Below are 724 nucleotides of genomic sequence, written 5' to 3' on the forward strand. Positions count from 1 at the left end.
AGAAAGTGTCTTGATTGATAACATCGCGCTAGAAGGTTACGTGAAGAAAAGTTATGAGGTCGTGATGCAAAGCGAGCCTGAGCTTTTCCCGTACGAGTTTCGTGGTAGCCGTGTGCAGATGAAGTTACTGGTTGAGTTATTCCATAACTCAAAGAACGATAAAAAAGCGGCTCGCGTGATCACTCTAGGGAATGGTTATGTACCAGGTAAGCCGGGTGTAAAACACACTTTTGATGCAGCGATTGTTGACCGTTTTACTCAAAACTACCCAGTTGCGTTCGATTACAGCATCTATCAAGCTGGTGGCACGCCTGTATTTAGTGAGGATTACTCACCGCAAAACGAAGCCAATGATGTTTCGGTATCGACAACCACGGTTGCACCGTCTATTGGCTTAACCGCGACTGCAACACCGGGCTCGGCACCAAGTTTTTCTGGCTCGTTGACGACCGATCTCGGTGTGGCTTATACGTCTCGCTACTCAAGTAAGGATTACGTCACCGCAGCCAAGCCAAAAGCTTCCATGGAACGCGGTATGGGCGTTAAGTGGACCACCTCTCTTAGCCAAATTTACACCAACGACTACCAGTATTACGGTAAATGGGCGGGTGTTTACCACTACACAGGTTGTTCAAACGAAAACCTATTACCAGAAGAGAACTTGCCGCGTCTGATCTACGGCTTCAAACCGAAATTCCAGTACGTGTTCACACCAGAATTTGAG

Annotated in this window: 1 protein-coding gene; it reads left to right on the forward strand. The window is 47.4% G+C overall.

All coding sequences use genetic code 11. The features are described 5' to 3' along the window. Positions 1-724: leukocidin/hemolysin toxin family protein (locus R7R78_RS26170; protein WP_225474619.1), on the forward strand; the 724-nt coding region annotated here is incomplete at both ends.

It is taken from the genome of Vibrio sp. 2134-1, assembly GCF_033339495.1.